Origin of the sequence: Janibacter endophyticus (assembly GCF_016888335.1) — a bacterium.
GTDB lineage: Bacteria > Actinomycetota > Actinomycetes > Actinomycetales > Dermatophilaceae > Marihabitans > Marihabitans endophyticum.
Window position 1 is genome coordinate 706,847 of record NZ_JAFEJG010000004.1, and the last position, 17,193, is coordinate 724,039.

The 17,193-nt window shown below is 71.8% G+C and carries 18 protein-coding genes and 1 pseudogene; 16 read left to right on the top strand and 3 right to left on the bottom strand.

Going from position 1 to position 17,193, the window contains the following annotated elements:
• The first annotated feature begins 11 nt into the window (after positions 1-11).
• The 5 genes from JNO54_RS03420 to JNO54_RS03440 all read left to right on the top strand — a co-directional run bounded on the left by JNO54_RS03420 (position 12) and on the right by JNO54_RS03440 (position 4,599).
• Entirely contained in the window at positions 12-1,211 is a 1,200-nt protein-coding gene (locus JNO54_RS03420) for a pyridoxal phosphate-dependent aminotransferase (protein ID WP_204142631.1), read from the top strand.
• The gene (locus JNO54_RS03425; RefSeq protein ID WP_204142632.1) at positions 1,211-2,134 is read left to right on the top strand and encodes a mechanosensitive ion channel family protein; all 924 of its coding nucleotides are present in this window, start codon (positions 1,211-1,213) and stop codon (positions 2,132-2,134) included. Before JNO54_RS03420 ends, JNO54_RS03425 begins: the two co-directional genes overlap by 1 nt.
• A 16-nt stretch (positions 2,135-2,150) precedes the next feature.
• Positions 2,151-3,185, top strand: coding sequence for a class II fructose-bisphosphate aldolase (gene fbaA, locus JNO54_RS03430; protein WP_204142633.1), 1,035 nt, complete (start codon positions 2,151-2,153; stop codon positions 3,183-3,185).
• The gene (locus tag JNO54_RS03435) at positions 3,185-3,586 is read left to right on the top strand and encodes a DUF3151 domain-containing protein (RefSeq protein WP_204142634.1); all 402 of its coding nucleotides are present in this window, start codon (positions 3,185-3,187) and stop codon (positions 3,584-3,586) included. Before fbaA ends, JNO54_RS03435 begins: the two co-directional genes overlap by 1 nt.
• Positions 3,587-3,819: 233 nt before the next feature.
• Complete coding sequence (locus JNO54_RS03440) at positions 3,820-4,599, top strand: helix-turn-helix transcriptional regulator (RefSeq protein WP_204142635.1); 780 nt, start codon at positions 3,820-3,822, stop codon at positions 4,597-4,599.
• 8 nt (positions 4,600-4,607) lie between these two features.
• Here JNO54_RS03440 and JNO54_RS03445 read toward each other — a convergent pair whose 3' ends face one another.
• A complete protein-coding gene (locus JNO54_RS03445; protein WP_204142636.1) occupies positions 4,608-5,906 on the bottom strand; it encodes an adenylosuccinate synthase in 1,299 nt (432 codons plus the stop codon).
• Between the two features lie 143 nt (positions 5,907-6,049).
• Here JNO54_RS03445 and JNO54_RS03450 point away from each other — a divergent pair, with 143 nt between their 5' ends.
• Positions 6,050-6,229 (top strand): DUF5302 domain-containing protein, encoded by a 180-nt coding sequence (locus JNO54_RS03450; RefSeq protein WP_204142637.1) that lies wholly within the window; start codon positions 6,050-6,052, stop codon positions 6,227-6,229.
• 81 nt (positions 6,230-6,310) lie between these two features.
• On the opposite strand, the gene JNO54_RS03455 is transcribed toward JNO54_RS03450, so the two are convergent.
• On the bottom strand, positions 6,311-8,548 hold the full coding sequence (locus JNO54_RS03455) for a HelD family protein (protein ID WP_204142638.1): 2,238 nt from the start codon (positions 8,546-8,548) through the stop codon (positions 6,311-6,313).
• A 69-nt stretch (positions 8,549-8,617) separates the two neighbouring features.
• The gene (locus JNO54_RS03460; protein WP_204142639.1) at positions 8,618-9,640 is read right to left on the bottom strand and encodes a helix-turn-helix transcriptional regulator; all 1,023 of its coding nucleotides are present in this window, start codon (positions 9,638-9,640) and stop codon (positions 8,618-8,620) included.
• 246 nt (positions 9,641-9,886) lie between these two features.
• Between JNO54_RS03460 and purD the strand changes: the two genes are divergently transcribed.
• The 10 genes and pseudogenes from purD (at position 9,887) to JNO54_RS03510 (ending at position 17,192) form a co-directional block, all read left to right on the top strand.
• Entirely contained in the window at positions 9,887-11,161 is a 1,275-nt protein-coding gene (purD, locus tag JNO54_RS03465) for a phosphoribosylamine--glycine ligase (protein ID WP_204142640.1), read from the top strand.
• A gap of 47 nt (positions 11,162-11,208) precedes the next feature.
• Positions 11,209-11,448 carry a YlcI/YnfO family protein gene (locus tag JNO54_RS03470; RefSeq protein ID WP_204142641.1) on the top strand — a complete coding sequence of 80 codons (240 nt, stop codon included), beginning with the start codon at positions 11,209-11,211 and terminating at the stop codon, positions 11,446-11,448.
• Positions 11,449-11,450: 2 nt separating this feature from the next.
• Positions 11,451-11,753: a type II toxin-antitoxin system PemK/MazF family toxin gene (locus JNO54_RS03475; RefSeq protein ID WP_204142642.1), complete on the top strand. Its 303-nt coding sequence runs from the start codon at positions 11,451-11,453 to the stop codon at positions 11,751-11,753.
• A gap of 33 nt (positions 11,754-11,786) precedes the next feature.
• Entirely contained in the window at positions 11,787-12,728 is a 942-nt protein-coding gene (locus tag JNO54_RS03480; RefSeq protein ID WP_204142643.1) for a phosphoribosylaminoimidazolesuccinocarboxamide synthase, read from the top strand.
• A gap of 38 nt (positions 12,729-12,766) precedes the next feature.
• Positions 12,767-12,970: a ribbon-helix-helix protein, CopG family gene (locus JNO54_RS03485; RefSeq protein WP_204142644.1), complete on the top strand. Its 204-nt coding sequence runs from the start codon at positions 12,767-12,769 to the stop codon at positions 12,968-12,970.
• A gap of 37 nt (positions 12,971-13,007) precedes the next feature.
• Positions 13,008-13,229 (top strand): annotated as a pseudogene (locus JNO54_RS03490) (type II toxin-antitoxin system death-on-curing family toxin); the annotation flags it as partial.
• Between the two features lie 72 nt (positions 13,230-13,301).
• Positions 13,302-13,592, top strand: coding sequence for a phosphoribosylformylglycinamidine synthase subunit PurS (gene purS / locus JNO54_RS03495; RefSeq protein ID WP_204142645.1), 291 nt, complete (start codon positions 13,302-13,304; stop codon positions 13,590-13,592).
• A complete protein-coding gene (gene purQ, locus JNO54_RS03500; protein WP_204142646.1) occupies positions 13,589-14,260 on the top strand; it encodes a phosphoribosylformylglycinamidine synthase subunit PurQ in 672 nt (223 codons plus the stop codon). The genes purS and purQ overlap by 4 nt, the downstream gene beginning before the upstream one ends.
• Positions 14,257-16,530 carry a phosphoribosylformylglycinamidine synthase subunit PurL gene (gene purL / locus JNO54_RS03505; protein ID WP_204142647.1) on the top strand — a complete coding sequence of 758 codons (2,274 nt, stop codon included), beginning with the start codon at positions 14,257-14,259 and terminating at the stop codon, positions 16,528-16,530. The genes purQ and purL overlap by 4 nt, the downstream gene beginning before the upstream one ends.
• Before the next feature lie 2 nt (positions 16,531-16,532).
• Positions 16,533-17,192, top strand: a complete 660-nt coding sequence (locus JNO54_RS03510; protein WP_204142648.1) for an HAD family hydrolase — start codon at positions 16,533-16,535, stop codon at positions 17,190-17,192.
• Position 17,193 lies beyond the last annotated feature (1 nt).

Here is a 17,193-nt window from a genome sequence, read left to right on the forward strand (position 1 = left end):
AGGATCGGGGCATGAGCTCGCTCGGTCCCTCTCGCCGTTCGCAGGTCCCGCCCTTCACGGTCATGGAGGTGCTGGCCCGGGTTGCGCAGCTGCGCGCCGAGGGGCGCGACGTCATCTCGCTCTGCGCGGGGGAGCCGTCCGGCGGGGCGCCGGACGCGGTGTCGCTGGCGGCCGCCGAGCTGCACGCCTCCCGTCGGCCGCTGACCTACACCCCGGCGCTGGGCACGGCCGCGCTGCGGGCAGCGATCGCCGGCCACTACCGACGCTGGTACGACCTCGATGTCCCGCCTGGCCGGGTCGCCGTCACCACGGGCAGCTCGGGGGCCTTCGTCCTGGCCTTCCTCGCGGCCTTCGACGCCGGTGACCGGGTCGCGCTCGCCCGGCCCGGCTACCCCGCCTACCGCAACATCCTCAGCAGCCTGGGTTGCGAAGTGGTCGACCTCGACTGCGGCGCGGACGTGCGCTACCAGCCGACCCCGGCGATGCTCGACGAGGCCCACTCGCAGGCCCCGCTCGCTGGTCTCGTGCTCGCCTCGCCGGCGAACCCGACCGGCACGATGGTCGACCGCGCCGAGCTCACGGCGATCACTCACTGGTGCCGGGAGCACGACGTCCGCCTCGTGAGCGACGAGATCTACCACGGTGTCACCTACCCCGAGCCCGGCGGGCCCGACCCGCGCGGGGTGTGCGCGGCGGAGATCGACGACGGCGTCGTCGTCATCAGCTCGTTCAGCAAGTACTGGGGCATGACCGGCTGGCGGCTGGGCTGGATGCTCATGCCCGAGGACCTCGCCGCGGCCGTCGACGCGCTGGCCGGCAGCATCGCGCTCTGCCCGCCCGTCCCGGCCCAGGAGGCGGCCGTCGCAGCCTTCGAACCGGCGGCACTGGAGCAGTGCGAAGGGGGCGTGGCCGAGTTCGCGCACACCCGTCGTCTCCTGCTCGAGGCGGCACCGCGGCTGGGCTGGGGGGCCGCGGCCCCGGCCGACGGCGCCTTCTACTACTACGCCCACCTCGGCCGGCAGCTGGAGCGGTGGCGGGACGCGCCCACCTACGCCGCGGCGCTGCTCGACGCGACCGGTGTCGCGGTGACGCCGGGCAACGACTTCGACGGCGTCGCCGGTCACGAGCACGTGCGTCTGAGCTTCGCCGCCGGCCCAGCCGCTGTCGCCGAGGCGGTGGAGCGGATCGCCGCCTGGCAGGGAGGGTCGTGATGGACGAGGACGTCATCCAGCTACCGGCTGTCACCTGGCAGGGCGCGGCCGTCGCGGGTGCGGTGCTGCTCGCGGCGCTGGTCCTGGCCTGGGTGCTCCGGCATGCGGTCGGGTGGGTGCTCCGTCGGCGTGGGCGCGGCGCGAGCTCGTCCGACGTCTTCGGGCGGCTCGCCGGCTGGGCGGTGGTCGTGCTCGGCGTCGCCGTGGCGCTCACCGTCGTCTTCCCGAGCATCAAGCCGGTCAACGTCCTCGGCGGGGTCGGCGTCATCTCGATCGCCGCCGGTATCGCCTTCCAGACCGTGCTGGGCAACACCTTCGCCGGGATCATCCTGCTCGCGCGCGACCGCTTCCGGGTCGGTGACCAGATCGAGTGCGGGCAGCATCGCGGCACCGTCGTCCAGATCGGGCTCTCATCGACCTCCATCCGCACCTTCGACGGGCGTCTCGTCCTCATCCCCAACGGCACGCTGCACTCCGAGGTCGTGACCGTGCAGACCGGCTTCGAGTACGTGCGCTCGACCGTCGGGGTCGACCTCGAGGACACCACCGACCTTGACGTGGCCCGTTCGGTCGCGCTCGAGGCGATGGCCGATCTCCCGTCGGTCCTCGCCGAGCCGGTGCCCGAGGCGCTCCTCACGAGCATCGGCAACGGCACGGTCCGGATGGAGCTGCGCTTCTGGTCCGGGTCGACCCAGCTCGACACCCGCGAGGCGCAGCACGCCGTGATCCGGGAGGTCCTGCGCGAGTTCGATGTGGCGGGTGTGCGGACGGGCTCGGACGCCTACGTCGTCGAGGCCGGACCGGCACTCCAGAGCGCCCTGAGGGAGCGCGCCTCGGGGGATCGGTCTCAGCGGGAGGGGTCTGCTGTCCTCGACGAGCCGGGCGTGGAAGGATCGAGGCAGGACAAGCCCCGTCACCGCTGACAAGGAGAGAGTCGCCATGCCCATCGCAACCCCCGAGGTCTACCGGGACATGCTCGACCGCGCGAAGGCCGGATCCTTCGCCTACCCGGCGATCAACGTCACCTCCAGCCAGACCCTCAACGCCGCGATCCGTGGCTTCGCGGAGGCGGGCTCGGACGGCATCGTCCAGGTCTCCACCGGCGGCGCGGAGTACCTGTCCGGCCCGACGGTCAAGAACATGGTCACCGGCTCGCTGGCGCTCGCCGCCTACGCGAACGAGGTCGCCAAGCACTACGACGTCAACATCGCGCTGCACACCGACCACTGCCCCAAGGACAAGCTCGACGGCTTCGTCCGCCCGCTGCTCCAGGCGAGCCAGGAGCACAAGGACAAGTTCGGCACCCCGATCTTCCAGTCGCACATGTGGGACGGCTCGGCCGTGCCGCTCAACGAGAACCTCCAGATCGCGCAGGAGCTGCTCGCCCTCGCGGTGGCGGCCGACATCATCCTCGAGGTCGAGATCGGTGTCGTCGGTGGCGAGGAGGACGGTGTCGCCAACGAGATCAACGACCAGCTCTACACGACCCCCGAGGACGCGCTTGCCACCGTCGAGGCCCTCGGTCTCGGCGAGCAGGGCCGCTACATGGCGGCGCTGACCTTCGGCAACGTCCACGGCGTCTACAAGCCGGGCAACGTCAAGCTCCGCCCGGAGATCCTCAAGGAGTGCCAGGAGGCGATCGTCGCCAAGTACGGCAGCGACAAGGGCGACAAGCCGCTCGACCTCGTCTTCCATGGCGGCTCGGGCTCGACCGCGCAGGAGATCTCCGACGCCGTCGACTACGGCGTCGTGAAGATGAACGTCGACACCGACACCCAGTACGCCTTCACCCGCCCGGTCGCCGGCTGGATGCTGCAGCACTACGAGGGCGTCCTCAAGGTTGACGGCGAGGTCGGCAACAAGAAGCAGTACGACCCGCGCGCCTGGGGCAAGGAGGCCGAGGCGGCCATGGCGCGTCGCGTCGTCGAGGCCTGCGAGAACCTCCGCTCTGCCGGCACCTCGGTCAAGGCCTGATGGACAACCTGCTCGGCATCCCCGAGACCCTCCTCCCGGAGGACCCGGCCGCCAACCGCCTGGACGAAGGGGTGTCCCCCGCCGAGGTCGCGGCGGCCCACCCCTCGTCGTCACTGGCCTGGGCCGTCCTCGCCGAGGACGCCCTGGCCTCCGGCCGGACGATCGAGGGCTACGCCTACGCCCGGACCGGCTACCACCGCGCGCTGGACTCCCTTCGCCGCAACGGCTGGCGGGGCCAGGGTCCGGTGCCGTGGTCGCACGAGCCGAACCGTGGCTTCCTGCGGGCGCTCGCCGCGCTCGCCCGGGCCGCCGGCGCGATCGGCGAGGTCGAGGAGGAGGAGCGCTGCCGCACCTTCCTCCACGACAGCTCGGCCGAGGCGGCGCAGGTCTTGCTGCCCTGAGCATGCGAGAAGGGGCCCGGCTCACCTGAGCCTGGCCCCTTCCTCGCGCCTCCCCCTGAACGGCACGAGCACCGTGACCCGAAGGTCGCGATGGACAAATATCAGGGGCGCTGGTCCGGAGTCCCCTGATCCCCGGCGCCAGCGCCCCCTCTATGCGTCCATTGTGCCCCAGGTCAGGAGCGAAAAGGGGCTCAGCAGCGACACCAATAGGACAGTGGCACTAACATGCCAACATGTCGCCGACGAGCAGCGTGCCTCCCTTCGAGCGGCTAGAGCGCATGCTCACGCTGGAGCTGAGCCGCCTCGCCGAGCGGCGGGTGGAGCTGGCCGAGATCGGCGACGCGATGATGATGCTGCGCGCGGACCTCACCCGGGGCGAGGGGGCACCCCGCAGCCCCGGGGTCGAGATCCTCGACCAGGCGATCGCGGCGCCAATCGTCGACCGGCTCGCGGGCATGGTCGCCTCCGTCGACAACGTCTTCCTCGATCCGGACGTCGGGGCCGGGACCGAGGCCGAGCACGCGGCCCACGAGCTGGAGCGGGCCAGGGAGGGTCAGCGTCAGCGCACCATCTATCGGCCCGAGGTGCTCGACTCCCCGGAGAACGTCAGCCGGCTCGATGCGCTGCACGCGGCAGGGCAGGAGCAGCGGGTCGGTGACCTGCTGACGCACGAGTTCGCCATCTTCAGCGACGAGGTGGTGGTCACGCCCTCGGTGTGGGGCGACGCGGGGTCGGAGTACCTCGTCATCCGCAGCCCGGTGATCGTGGGTGCCTTCCAGGCGTGGTTCGACCTGGCCTGGGGGCGGTCGCCGAGCCGGGGGGCGGAGGACCCGGGTGCCGACGAGCGCCTCATCGAGCTGCTCGGCCTGGGCTACAAGGACGAGACGATCGCGCGGCACCTCGGCGTCGCCCTGCGGACGGTGCGCCGTCGGGTGGCGGCGCTCATGGAGCAGCACCGGGTGACGACGCGCTACCAGCTCGGGGTCGCGCTCGCGAGGGCCGGCCGGGCCTGAGTGGCGGCTCAGTCCTCGCGCGGGTCGAGCAGCGGGTGCCGCTGGATGATCTCCTCGCGGCCCGGACCGACACCGATCGCGGAGACCCGGGCGCCGATGAGCTCCTCGACGCGCAGCACGTAGGCCTGCGCGTTGGCCGGCAGCTCCTCGAAGGTGCGGCAGCCGGTGATGTCCTCCGACCAGCCGTCGAGGTACTCGTAGACGGGCCTCGCGTGGTGGAAGTCGCTCTGGTTGACCGGCATCTCGTCGTGGCGGACCCCGTCGACGTCGTACGCGACGCAGATCGGGAGCCGCTCGAGACCGGTGAGGACGTCGAGCTTGGTGATGACGAAGTCGGTGACGCCGTTGATCCGGGTGGCGTAGCGGCCGACGACCGTGTCGACCCAGCCGCAGCGCCGCGGGCGACCTGTCGTCGTGCCGTACTCGTGGCCGGTTGCGCGGAGAAACTCGCCGTCGTGGTCGAAGAGCTCGGTCGGGAAGGGGCCCTCGCCGACGCGTGTCGTGTACGCCTTGAGGATCGCGATGACCCGGCTCACGCGGGTCGGGGGGATGCCCGAGCCGGTGCAGGCGCCGCCGGCCGTCGCCGAGGAGCTCGTGACGAAGGGGTAGGTGCCGTGGTCGATGTCGAGCAGGGTCGCCTGGCCGGCCTCGAGGAGGACGTTCTGGCCGGCGTCGAGGGCCCGCTCGAGCTCGAGCGTGGTGTCGGTGACCATCGGGGCGAGCCGCTCGGCGTAGGAGCGCAGCTCGGCGACCACGCGCTCGGTCTCGACGGCGCGGGTGTTGTAGACCTTCGCCAGCACCTGGTTCTTGAAGCCGAGCGCGGCCTCGACCTTCTGCCGCAGGATCGACTCGTCGAAGATGTCCTGCACGCGGATGCCGATCCGGTTCATCTTGTCGGCGTAGGTCGGTCCGATGCCGCGCCCGGTGGTCCCGATCTTGCGCGACCCGAGGAAGCGCTCGGTGACCTTGTCGAGGGTGCGGTTGTACGGCGCGATGACGTGCGCGTTGGCGCTGACCTGCAGCTTGGAGACGTCGACGCCGCGGGCGATGAGCCCGTCGAGCTCCTGGAAGAGCACCTCGAGGTCGACGACGACGCCGTTGCCGATGACGGGGGTGCAGTTGGGGGAGAGGATCCCGGAGGGCAGGAGGTGCAGGGCGTACTTCTCGCCGTCGATGACGACCGTGTGGCCGGCGTTGTTGCCGCCGTTGAACTTCACGACGTAGTCGACGTCCCGCCCCAGCAGGTCCGTGGCCTTGCCCTTGCCCTCGTCGCCCCACTGGGCTCCGACCAGCACGATCGCCGGCATCTGACATCTCCTCGGTGCTCGTCGGACAACCCCCTCACCCTACCGGCGGGTGAAATGCCGTTGCGCGCTCGGCTGACGGGTGGAACGGTGACGGGGACGGCGGGCAGTCCCGCCGCGACCGACGACGCAAGGAGGTGGTGCGCGTGAGCAAGCACGAGAGCGCGCCGGAGGACGTCAAGGAGAAGTTCCGGCAGGCGCTGGAGCGCAAGCAGGCCCACGGCGGGGCAAACGTCTCCGCCGACGGTCGCGACGGCAAGGTCCACGGTGCCCACGGGCCCGAGACCTCCGGCGCCCAGCAGATGTTCCGCCGCAAGTCCGGCTGAGCGCACGACCGCTCCTTCGAGGGGGTGGCCCGCACGATCACGTGCCGGGTCACCCCCTTCGTCATGGGCGAAGGGGTGAGCTCAGGTCGTGGGTCGAAGGACGGTCATCCGGTGGGCGGCGCGGGTCAGCGCGACGTAGAGGACCCGAGCACCACCGGGGGACTCGGCGATGATCGCGTCGGGGTCGACGACGACCGTCGCGTCCCACTCCAGGCCCTTGGTCGACATCGGGTCGAGGACGACGACGCGGCCGCTCTCGTGGTCGGCGAGGTCGGCGACCCGGCCGGCGTGACGAGCCGGGGTGATGACCGCGATCGACCCGTCGACCTCGTCGAGGAGTGCCCGGACGGCCTCGTGGGCGACCTCGCCCACCCCCGGGGCACGGTCGTCGAGGACGTCGCCGAAGGGCAGCTCGACGGGCGAGTGCCCGGTCTCGCGGACGGCCTGGGGGATGTCCGCGTCCGGCACCACAGGGAGGATGACGTCGCGGGCGTAGTCGAAGATCTCGCGCGCGTTGCGGTAGTTGGTCTGCATGTGGAAGCCACGCCGCTCGTTGGACCCGAAGGCCTCGTCGCGGGCCGACCGCGCTTCCTGGGCGTCGGGCCACGACGCCTGCGCCGCGTCGCCGACGACCGTCCACGAGGCTCGGCGACCCCTCCGGCCGACCATCCGCCACTGCATGGGGGAGAGGTCCTGCGCCTCGTCGACGAGCACGTGGGCGTAGGTCGCCGGGCGGCCGATCCGGCCGTGGAGGAGGCGCTCGCGCGCCTGCGTCGGGGAGACCTCGGACTCGATCGCCCGGGGGGCCACCGACGAACCCATCGTCGTCAGCTCGCGCTCGGCCGCGCGCGCGTCGAGCTCGTCGATCTCGTAGAAGCCGCGCTCTTCCGAGGGTGCGTCCTCGACCGGGCCGAGGCGCACCGAGAGCTCGTCGACGATCGCGACGTCGCCGACGCTCCACGTGCCGAGCTCGAGCGCCTCGCGCATCGAGTACGCGAAGGCGGCGGCGTCACCCTGGGAGAGCACACCCTGGGTGACGCGGTAGGCGCGCTCGGTGTCGGCGAGCCAGAGCATCGCCTGGCGCGGGTCGACCTGTGGCCACCACGCCTCCATGAAGGAGTCGACCGCGATCGACTCGTCGAAGGCGTCGAGGAACTCGTCGCGGTCGCCCTCACGGTGCGAGGCCCACGCGACCTCCGCGAGGAGCTCGCGCGCGGCCTTGGTGCCCTGGTTGCGGGGACGGTCGCGCAGGACCTGGCGCCGGATGGCGGCGAGGCGGTCGGCGTCGATGCGCAGGGCGATGCCGCCGACGAAGGCCCGCAGCTCGGTCGGCGCGTCCGGCACCGGCTCCTGGAGCAGCCGGGAGACGAGTGTCCGCATCCGCAGGGACCCCTTAATCGCGGCGACCTCGGGGGTGTCGAGCCGCGAGGTGTCGATGGCGTCGACGATGTCGCCGAGCGCCCGCAGCGCGACCGAGTCCTCGCCGAGCGAGGGCAGGACCCGCTCGATGTAGGCGGTGTACGCCGCGGAGGGTCCGACGACGAGGATGCCGCCGCTCTCGTAACGGCGCCGGTCGGCATAGAGCAGGTAGGCGGCGCGGTGGAGGGCGACGACGGTCTTGCCCGTGCCCGGGCCGCCGGTGATCTCGGTGACGCCGCGGTCGCTCGCCCGGATGGCCTCGTCCTGGTGGGCCTGGATGGTCGCCACGATGTCGCGCATCCGGGTGCCGCGGGCTCGCGTGAGCGCGGCGAGGAGGGCGCCGTCGCCGATGACGACGATGTCGTCGGGCGCCTCGGGGACCATGAGGTCGTCCTCGACGCCGACGACCGTGTCGTCGCGCGAGCGGAGCACCCGCCGGCGGATCACTCCGAGGTTCTCCACGGGGGTCGCTCGGTAGAAAGGCGATGCGGCGGGGGCGCGCCAGTCGATGACGAGCGGCTCGTAGTCGTCGTCGCGCACGCCGAGCCGCCCGACGTAGCGGACCTCCCGGTCGGCGGGGGCCATGTCCCCGCCGTGGTCGATGTCCAGACGGCCGAAGACCAGACCCTCGTGCTGGTGCTCGAGGGAGGCGATCCGGCGAGCGGCCGTGTAGACGAGGGCGTCGCGCTCGAAGAGCCCGGACATCTCCTCGTCGCGGACGTCCCCGGTGCGGTCGGTGCGCCCGCGAGACATGCCGTCGGTCGCGACGAGGCCCGCGCGGGAGGACGCCTTGGCGAGCTCGGAGCGGACCCGGTCGAGGTGGGCCTGCTCGGTCGCGATCTCAGCGGCGACCTGGGGTGAGACCTCGCTGACCGAGGACCTGGAGGAGCTGTCCGACACGTTGTCCTGCTCTGCTGCCTTCGTCGGGGTACGGCCCGCGGTCGCGGGCGAGGGTCGAGTCTAGTTCGCCTACAGGAGTCCGTGGCGCACGGCCTCGATCCCGAGCTGCATCCGTGAGATCGCGTCGAGCTGGTCCATGAGCACCCGGACGCGACGCTCGACGGTCCGCACGCTGACCCCGAGCTGTCGGGCCACCATCGGGTCGGACGCACCGCTCGCGAGGAGGGTGAGGATCGTGCGGTCGCGTGCGGTGAGCCCGGCCTCGGGGTCGTTGCCCTCGTCGATGTCCGGGAGGGGTGTGCCTCGCCGGAAGAAGCCCTCCACCATCCCGGCCATGCCCGCGATGAGCGGGCTGTCCCAGACCGCGGCCGAGCCGTCGCCGTCAGGGTCGACGTTGGTGAGGTCGATGACCGCTGACATGCCGTCGACGACGATCGCGGAGAGCGGGACGTCGCGCACGAGCCGGATCCGCTCGCCCGCCGCCTGTCGGCGCTGCAGGGAGGCCAGCGCCCCGTCGAGCTCGAGCAGCCGGGTGTCGTAGACCGCGATCTGGCGCAGCGGGTGGCCCGCGCTGTCCAGCGTCGGGGCGTCGTGGTCGATGCCGGGCGTCGTGAGCAGCTGGATGCTGCGGGTGCCGTAGGCGCGCATGGCGAGGACCGACTCCTCGGCCTCGGCGACCATCGACGTCGTGACCGCCCGGATCTCGGCCACCGACCGCAGGGTGGCCACGCGCAGCGGGTTGCGCCTCGCGTCCTCCTGGTCGCGAGCCTTGCGGTGCAGCAGGCCGAGCTGGTGGGCCGAGGCACGGACGCGGCGGATCTCCCGCTCGACCTCCGAGGTGAAGGCCGCCAGGGCCGGCTCGGGCGGCGCGACCTCGATGCGCCCGTCGAGGGAGATCTCGATGAGCCCGCGGTAGGCGAGGAGGCCCAGCACCCGGTCGAGGGTGGCCGGGTGGGCTCCTGCGGCGACGAGCGAGTCCCGGGTGGCGGACGGGTCCTGGATCAGCTCGACGTAGTAGCGCCTCAGCTCCTCCTCGGGCACGAGGTAGTCGTAGGTGGTCATGGGGGCGGTCAGTTCCCCGTGGGTCGTCATGCCCGTCAGTATGGCGGGTTTCCGACAGTGTCGGTCTCGCGACAGAGGCTGGGTTGCCTTCCACCGGCCTCGATGGTCAAACTCTCATCTATCGACCCTGCGGGGTCGGCGCGCTCGTGAGGTGTCCCCCCCTGACCTCATGGGCGCGGGGGCGCAGAGTTGAGCCGGCGGATTCCCCCCCTGCCCGCCGGATCCTCTGCGCCCCACCTTTTTCTTCCCTCGTCGTCACGCCCTAGGCTCAGCCACGTGAAGGCACTCGTCATCGGCTCCGGGGCGCGGGAGCACGCGCTCGTCCGCTCCCTGCTCGCCGACCCGGCCGTCGACGTCGTCCTCGCGGCACCGGGCAACCCCGGCATCGACCTCGTGACGATGTGCCTCCCGGTCGACGCCTCCGACCCGAGCGCGGTCGTCGCGCTCGCCCGCGAGCACGCGGTCGACCTCGTCGTCGTCGGTCCCGAGGCACCGCTCGTCGCGGGGGTCGCCGACGCCGTCCGCGACGCGGGCATCGCCTGCTTCGGCCCGGGCCGGGAGGCGGCGACGCTCGAGGGCAGCAAGGCCTTCGCCAAGGAGGTCATGGCCGCCGCCGAGGTCCCGACCGGCGTCGCGCACGTCGCGACGACCGAGGCGGAGCTCGCCGAGGCGCTCGACGCCTTCGGCGCCCCCTACGTCGTCAAGGACGACGGCCTCGCCGCCGGCAAGGGCGTCGTCGTCACCGAGGACCGGGGCGTCGCGCTCGAGCACGGACTGGCCTGCCTGGCGAAGGGGGGCGACGCCCAGGTCGTCGTCGAGGAGTACCTCGACGGGCCCGAGGCCTCCCTCTTCTGCATCTGCGACGGCAGCTCCGTGGTGCCGCTCGACCTCGCCCAGGACTTCAAGCGCGTCTTCGACGGCGACGAGGGACCCAACACCGGTGGCATGGGCGCGTACTCGCCGCTGACGTGGGCGCCCGAGGGGCTCGTCGACGACGTCGTCGACCGCATCGCCCAGCCGGTCGTCGACGAGATGGCGCGACGAGGCACCCCCTTCGTCGGGGTCCTGTACGTCGGCCTCGCGCTGACCGCCGGCGGGCCGAGGGTCATCGAGTTCAACGTCCGCTTCGGCGACCCCGAGACGCAGGCCGTGCTCGCCCGCCTCGAGACGCCGCTGGGCGGGCTGCTCATGGCCGCCGCGCAGGGTCGCCTCGACGAGGCCGAGCCGCTGCGGTGGCGGGACGAGTCCGCGGTGACGGTCGTCGTCGCGGCCCCCGGCTACCCCGCGTCGCCGGCGACGGGTGAGCCGATCGCCGGCCTCGAGGAGATCGGTGACGACGCGTACGTCCTCCACGCCGGCACGGCGAAGGGGGAGGACGGCACCCTCGTCTCCGCGGGCGGCCGCGTCCTCTCCGTCGTCGCCCTGGGCGCCGACCTCACCGAGGCGCGCGACCGGGCCTACGCGGCCGTCGAGCAGGTCGACCTCGAGGGCAGCCACCACCGCACCGACATCGCGCTGCGGGCCTCGCGCGGCGAGCTGCACGTCCCCTGACCGCGGCGATCGACCACTGTCACCCAGGTCGGGTTACAGTGGGTCTCATGAGCATCCAGGTCTCTCTCCGTCTGGCGGACGATCTCGTCACGGCGGTGGACGAGCTCGTCCGGTCGGGTGCGGTGTCCAGCCGTGCCGAGGTGATGGAGTCCGCGCTCGAACGCGAGCTGCGACGCAGGCTGGCTGAGCACGACGCCGAGGTCTACGCGCGCGCGAGCGCCGAGGGGGACCTGGGCGAGCTGGAGTCGTGGCTCGCGTCGCGGAGCACGCCCGCCCTGGACGACTGAGGGTGCGACCGATCCACGTCGTCCAGCTCGACAAGCCGCGGCCTGCCGTGGTGCTGACCCGAGCGGCGGTGCTGGACGTGCGCTCGCTCGTGACGGTGGCGCCCATCACGACGACGATCCGAGGCCTGTCCGTCGAGGTGCCCGTCGGTGCCGCGAACGGTGTCCAGGTCGAGTCCGTGGTCAACCTGGACGCCACCGTCACCGTGGCGCGAGCGGCACTTGGTCGTCAGATCGGCTACCTCTTCGACTCGCAGGAGCCCGACCTCGCTGCCGCGATACGTCACGCCTTCGACCTCTCTGGCTGACGACACCCCTTCGCCGGCTGGAAGGATGGGGCCATGACCCCCGAGCTGCCCGGCTACGCCCACGAGTACTCCGGCAAGGTCCGAGACCTCTACGCCCCGCTCGACGACGCGGGCAACCTCCTCTACGACCAGCTGCTCCTCGTGGCGAGCGACCGGCTGAGCGCGTACGACTTCGTCCTCGACACCCCGATCCCCGACAAGGGCGCGGTGCTGACCCAGATGTCGCTGTGGTGGTTCGACCAGCTCGCCGACATCGTCCCCAACCACGTCATCAGCGTCGACGTGCCCGCCGCGGTCGCCGGGCGCGCGGTCGTCGTCGAGCGGCTCGACATGCTGCCCGTCGAGTGCGTCGCCCGCGCCTACCTCACCGGGGGTGGCCTCAGCGAGTACCGGGCGAACGGCTCGGTGAGCGGGGTCGCGCTGCCGGAGGGGCTCGTCGACGGGTCGCGGCTCCCGGAGCCCATCTTCACCCCCTCGACCAAGGCGCCGATGGGGCAGCACGACGAGCCGATCCCGTACGAAGGGGTCGTCGCCGAGATCGGCCCGGCGCTCGCCGAGCGGGTCCGCGATCTGACCGTCGAGATCCTCGCGCGCGGCAACGAGATCGCCGCCGAGCGGGGCATCCTCCTCGCCGACACCAAGGTCGAGTTCGGGCTCCGCGGTCTCGAGCTGGGTCAGGACGAGGACGTGCGGGTGGCCATCCGCGAGCGTGGCGCCGACTGCGAGATCGTCCTCGCAGACGAGGTGCTCACCCCCGACAGCTCGCGCTTCTGGCCGGCCGACGGCTGGGAGCCGGGCCGGCAGCAGCCGAGCTTCGACAAGCAGTTCGTCCGCGACTGGCTCACCTCCCCCGCCTCCGGCTGGGACAAGGCCTCCGGCGACGAGCCGCCGGCGTTGCCCGTGGAGGTCGTCGACGCCACTCGAGCCAAGTACGTCGAGGCCTACGAGCGGATCACGGGGCAGACCTTCGCCTGAGCCTGCACTCGATGGTATCGCGGCGATGCCATCGACTCATGGCGTTCACCCTGCGCACCGACGCCGAGCTCGAGGCTGCCCTGGACCAGCTGGTCGAGGCCCAGGGAGTGTCCCGGCAGGAGGTCGTGCGGCGTGCCGTGATGCTGGAGGCGGGGCGCCTAGACCGCGGCCGCGCGATCGACGCGATCCTCGACGTGGAGCTCCCGCGCTACGCGGAGGCGATGGAGCGGCTCGGCCAGTGATGGACCTGACGCCTATCCGGCGCTCGACGAGCGAGCTGCCGCGCTGGCCCAGTCCACCGCCCGCAACCACGCACTGGTCGACGGCGACAAGCGACTCACCCTGGCAGCGATCATCACGGTGTACGGGCTCAACGGTCGGAGGTTGGGGGTCTCCAACGACGAGGCCTACGACCTCGTCATCGCGATCGCTACGGGCGAGCTGGCCGAGATCGCAGACATCGCATCGGCGCTCGCATCTGCGACGGTTCCCACGGAGTGACTGCGTTCGTCGCCACGAGAGCCCGGCCCTAGACTCGGCCCTGGACGCACCCCCTTCGCACCAGGAGCCCCAGTGGGACGCATCGTCGTCGACGTCATGCTCAAGCCCGAGATCCTCGACCCCCAGGGTCAGGCCGTCCGAGGGGCCCTGCCGCGCCTCGGTTTCGAGGACTTCACCGATGTCCGTCAGGGCAAGCGGTTCGTGCTCTCCGTCGACGGCGACGTCACGGACGAGCACCTGTCCCGCGCCCGCGAGGCCGCGGAGACGCTCCTCTCCAACCCGGTCATCGAGGACGTCGTCGACGTCCACGAGCTGACCCACGACGAGCCCGAGCAGGCCCCGATCACCGGGTCCGTGCAGTGAAGATCGGCGTCGTCACCTTCCCCGGCTCCCTCGACGACCACGACGCCCGTCGGGCCGTCGACCTCTGCGGCGGCGAGGCCGTCGCCCTCTGGCACCGCGACGCCGACCTCGAGGGCGTCGACGCGGTCGTCATCCCCGGCGGCTTCTCCTACGGCGACTACCTCCGCGCCGGCGCCATCTCCCGCTTTGCCCCCGTCATGGACGAGGTCGTCCGGGGCGCGGCGGCGGGCATGCCGGTCCTCGGGATCTGCAACGGCTTCCAGATCCTCTGCGAGAGCCACCTCCTGCCCGGCGCGATGATCCAGAACGACCACAGGAAGTTCGTCTGCCGCGACCAGGGCCTGCGGGTCGAGAACGCGTCGACCGCCTGGACCCACCAGTTCGAGGAGGGGCAGGAGATCACCATCGTCCTGAAGAACCAGGACGGTCAGTTCGTCGCCGACGCGGCCACCCTCGACCGGCTCGAGGGCGAGGGTCGGGTCGCCTTCCGCTACACCGGCACCAACCCCAACGGCAGCTACCGCGACATCGCCGGCATCACCAACGAGCGCGGCAACGTCGTCGGCCTCATGCCGCACCCCGAGCACTGCGTCGAGGAGGGCTTCGGCCCGAGCCTCGACGGCCGCACCTTCTTCACCTCCGTCCTCCAGCAGGTGGTGTCCGCATGAGCCTCGACACGGTCGACCACGCCGGGCAGACCCCGGACCTCGAGCAGCCCTGGGCCGACCTCGGGCTCAAGGAGGACGAGTACGCGCGCATCCGTGAGATCCTCGGCCGCCGGCCGACGATCGCCGAGCTTGCGATGTACTCGGTCATGTGGTCCGAGCACTGCTCCTACAAGTCCTCGAAGGTCCACCTCCGCCGCTTCGGCGACCTCCCGAGCGAGACCCCGCTCGGCAAGACCCTCGCCGGCATCGGGGAGAACGCCGGGGTCATCGACATCGGCCAGGGCTGGGCGGTGACCTTCAAGGTCGAGTCGCACAACCACCCGAGCTACGTCGAGCCGTACCAGGGGGCCGCGACCGGCATCGGCGGTATCGTCCGCGACATCATGGCCATGGGCGCCCGCCCGGTCGCCGTCATGGACCCGCTGCGCTTCGGCGCCATCGACCACCCGGACACCGCGCGCGTCCTCCCGGGTGTCGTCAAGGGCATCGGCGGCTACGGCAACTGCCTCGGCCTGCCCAACATCGGCGGCGAGATCGTCTTCGACGACTGCTACCAGGGCAACCCGCTCGTCAACGCCCTGTGCGTCGGCAAGCTGCGCCACGAGGACCTCCACCTCGCCAACGCCTCGGGCGTCGGCAACAAGATCGTCCTCTTCGGTGCCAAGACCGGCGGCGACGGCATCGGCGGCGTCTCGGTCCTCGCCTCGGAGACCTTCGACGAAGGGGGACCGACGAAGCGTCCCGCGGTCCAGGTCGGCGACCCCTTCGCCGAGAAGGTCCTCATCGAGTGCTGCCTGGAGCTCTACGCGGCCGGGGTCGTCGAGGGCATCCAGGACCTCGGCGGCGCCGGGCTGTCCTGCGCCACCTCCGAGCTGGCCTCCGCCGGTGACGGCGGCATGACTGTCGAGCTCGACCGGGTCCCGTTGCGCGACTCCACCCTCCGGGCCGAGGAGATCCTCATGTCCGAGAGCCAGGAGCGGATGATGGCGGTCGTCGCCCCCGACCAGGTCGAGGCCTTCATGGCGATCACCGACAGGTGGGACGTCGAGGCGACCGTGCTCGGCGAGGTCACCGACTCGGGCCGCCTCGTCATCACCTGGCACGGCGAGACGATCGTCGACGTGCCGCCCCGCTCGGTGGCCCACGACGGACCGGTCTACGAGCGCCCCTTCGCCCGTCCCGGCTGGCTCGACGCCCTGCAGGCCGACACGAGCGACTCGCTGCCGCGGCCGCAGGCCGAGGAGATGGGCCAGGTCGTCCTCGACCTGCTCGCCTCGCCGAACATCTGCGACAAGTCGTGGGTCACCGACCAGTACGACCGCTACGTCCTCGGCAACACCAAGCAGGCCATGCCCGCCGACTCCGGCGTCGTCCGGATCGACGAGCAGACCGGGCTCGGCGTCGCCGTCTCGACCGACTGCAACGGCCGCTTCGGCCGCCTCGACCCCTACGCCGGCGCCCAGCTCGCGCTCGCCGAGAGCTACCGCAACGTCGCCACGTCCGGCGCGCTGCCGCTGGCCGTCACCGACTGCCTGAACTTCGGCTCGCCCGAGGACCCGGACGTCATGTGGCAGTTCGAGCGCTCGGTCGCCGGCCTCTACGACGCCTGCCTCGAGCTCGGCATCCCCGTGACCGGCGGCAACGTCTCCTTCTACAACCAGACCGGTGAGACGGCGATCCATCCGACGCCGGTCGTCGGCGTCCTCGGCGTCCTCGACGACGTGACGAAGGGGGTGGGTGCCGGTTTCGTCGGTGACGGCCAGCCGGTCGTCCTCCTCGGCGCCACCCGCGACGAGCTCGACGGCGGCGAGTGGGCGCACGCGCTGCACGGGCACCTCGGCGGGCTGCCGCCGCAGGTCGACCTCGCGGCGGAGAAGGCGCTCGCCGACTTCTTCGTCGCCGCGGTCCGCGCGGGTGTCGTCACGAGCAGCCACGACGTCTCGGACGGTGGCCTGGCGGTCACCCTCGCCGAGTCGGTGCTGCGGCACGGTGTGGGAGCGAGCATCGACCTTGCGGCGGTCTGCGAGCGCGACGGTGTCGATGCCGTGACGACGCTGCTGTCCGAGTCGGTCGCCCGCGCCGTCGTGACGGTCGCCGACGAGGCAGGGCTCGCCACGCTCGTCAACCTCGCGGCAGCGCACGGGGTCCCGGTCGCCCGGGTCGGCGTGACGGGGGGCTCGGGTCTCAAGGTCAAGGACGTGCTCGAGCTCGACGTCGAGGCGATGCGAGAGGCCCACACGGGCACGATGCGTCGCTACTTCGCCTCCTGAGCATGGCGACCGGGCTCGTCGTCTTCGACTGCGACGGCGTGCTCGTCGACTCCGAGCGGCTCAACGTGCGGACCTGGGGTCGGATGACCACCGACCTGGGTCTGCGCCTGACACCGGCGGAGATCATCGACACCTTCGTCGGCAAGGCCTACGCCGACAACCGGCTCACCCTGGCCGCACTCAAGGGCAGCCCTCTTGACCCCGACTGGGAGCGGCGTTTCCGCACGGAGTTCCGCGCCAGCCACGACGAGCTCGAGATCGTCGCGGGGGCGCGTGAGGCGGTCGAGGGCTGCCTCGCGGCGGGCTACGACATCTGCGTCGCGTCCGGGTCGCTGCGCCGCGCCCTCGAGTACAAGCTCGAGGCGACCGGCCTGGCCGACCTGCTCCCGGAGGAGCTCCGCTTCAGCAGCCAGGAGGTCGAGCGCGGCAAGCCGGCGCCGGACGTCTTCCTCCACGCGGCGAGCGCGATGGGGTATGCCCCGCATCGGTGCGTCGTCGTCGAGGACAGCCTCGCCGGCATCGAGGCCGGGCGTGCCGCCGGCATGCACGTCATCGGCTACGAGTCGGACATGACCCCGCACGCGTGGTTCGCCGACGCCGACCTCGTCCTCACCGACATGGCGCGGGTCCCGGCCGCGGTGACCGGCCTGCTGGCGGGCTGAG